The 2,176-nt window shown below is 66.0% G+C and carries 1 protein-coding gene; it reads left to right on the top strand.

The genetic code is table 11. The annotated features are described in order from the left end of the window. Nucleotides 1-612 precede the first annotated feature (612 nt). A complete protein-coding gene (gene ltrA, locus IE252_RS42735) occupies nucleotides 613-2,043 on the top strand; it encodes a group II intron reverse transcriptase/maturase (RefSeq protein ID WP_190094918.1) in 1,431 nt (476 codons plus the stop codon). The last annotated feature ends 133 nt before the right edge of the window (nucleotides 2,044-2,176 follow it).

Raw genomic sequence — 2,176 nt, 5'->3', positions numbered from 1 at the left:
GTGCGCCACGAGGCGCTACGGAATCGAGTGGAGGTGAAAGGACTCCACCGCCTGGCGGTCGCAGCCGCCTGGTGAAGCTGAGGGCAGTTGCCACGTGGGAACGCACGTGGCGGCGGAAAGCAGCCCTGACAACGTACGGAACGGGTCGGCACTGTCAGACGGTCCGGGTCCGGCAAGCAGCGAGGAGAAGGTGTACGAGAGGAACCGTTGTCTGACGCCCCGTAAGTGTCCCGCTCGGCTCAAACCTGACGGATACGGGCCGGGTTGCAGCGCGTGACCGTCACTCGTCTGGGTGGCGTTCAACTCCGAAGCCGGGTTTTAGGTCCGGTGGGGAGGCCATGCCGAAAGCCTGCGGCGTAGGCATGGCGAGGCTGTCGGGGTAGAGGCGGGCACCTCCCTCCTTGATCGATTCTGCAGTGAACGTGGGAACCGCCCGCGGTCGCCCTTCCCACCGGACAGCCAGTCCGGAGGCGGGCAGGTCCGTTGCCAACTGATGGCCGCTGGGCGGGACGGAGGTCTCGTAGTAGTCCGAGCGCGCGAGAGGCGCGTACATGGCGAAGGAGACCAGCAAGTCAGCAGTGGACGTACTGGAAGGTCAGGAGGCTGTCGCCGGTGAACACCGACGAACTTGACTCCGTTCTGTTTGGAGCGGAGCGCAGGGTACTGAAGATCCAGACCAAGCTGCACTGTTGGGCCCGTGATGACCCTCATCGCAGGTTCGATGATCTGTTCAACCTCGTCGCCGATCCCGCGTTCCTTCTGGTTGCGTGGGACCGGGTGCGGGGCAACAAGGGAGCCCGCACGGCCGGAGTGGACGGGCGCACGGCCCGTTCCATCGAGGCCGGGCAGGGCGTCGTGGACTTCCTCGACGGGTTGCGGTCGCAGGTCAAGGACCGCAGCTTCTGCCCGCTGCCGGTACGGGAACGGATGATCCCGAAGGCGGGTGGCAAATTGCGCCGCCTGGGGATCGCCACCATTGCCGACCGAGTGGTGCAGGCTTCCTTGAAGCTGGTGCTGGAGCCGATCTTCGAAGCAGATTTCCACCCGTGCTCCTACGGGTTCCGCCCGAACCGTCGCGCTCATGACGCCGTGGCCGAGGTCCGCTACTTCGCTTCCCGCTCCTACGAGTGGGTGGTCGAGGGCGACATCACGGCATGCTTCGACGAGATCTCCCATCCGGCCCTGATGGGCCGGGTGCGGGAACGAATCGGGGACAAGCGCGTCCTGGCACTGGTGAAGGCGTTCCTCAAGGCAGGCATCCTCGGCGAGGACCGCATGCTGCGAGAGAACCGCGCCGGAACCCCGCAGGGTTCGATCCTTTCACCGCTGCTGAGCAATGTGGCCCTGACGGTCCTGGACGAGCACATCGCCCGAGGGCCCGGTGGACCCGCCTCAAGCCAGATGGAAAGGGCCAAGCGCCGTCGCCACCGCCTGCCCAACTACCGGCTCGTCCGCTACGCGGACGACTGGTGCCTGATGGTGTCGGGCACGAACGAAGACGCCGAAGCCCTCCGGGAGGAGATCGCAGAAGTCCTGTCCGGGATGGGCCTGCGCCTGTCGCCGGAGAAGACCCTGATCACCCACATCGACAAGGGCCTCGACTTTCTCGGCTGGCGCATCCAGCGCCACCGGAAACGAGGCAGCGACCGGCACTACATCTACACCTATCCGTCCGGAAAGGCCGTCAAGGCCATGACCGGCAAGGTCAGGACGATGTGCCGGACAACGGACACGAGCCAGCCGCTCGATGCCCTGCTGCGTCAGCTCAACCCGGCGCTCAAGGGCTGGTGCGTCTACTTCCGGCCCGGCGTGTCCAGCGCGACCTTCGCCTACCTGAGCTACTACACGTGGCGCCAGGTCGGGAGCTGGTTACGCCGCAAACACCGCCGGTCCACCTGGAAGGACCTCCGTCGCCGCTACTGCGACGTCGGATGGTGGCCGGCCTCGGAGGAAAGGCCACTGTTCAACCCCGCGAAGGTAACCACCACGCGTTACCGCTATCGGGGAACAGTCATCCCGACCCCCTGGCCCGGCCTGGAATGAGAACAACAAACGGTTCCTGAGCAGGACTTGTGGAGCGCCCGGTGCTCGGAAACGGGCACGCCGGGTGCGGGAAGCGGTCTGGGGAAACGGGCCGGTCGACAAGACCGGCACCGCGCCCCGGATCGACTTCACC

This window comes from Streptomyces melanogenes (assembly GCF_014649795.1).
In the GTDB taxonomy this organism is placed as follows: Bacteria; Actinomycetota; Actinomycetes; order Streptomycetales; family Streptomycetaceae; genus Streptomyces; species Streptomyces noboritoensis.
This window is presented reverse-complemented; position numbering and strand designations above follow the sequence as displayed.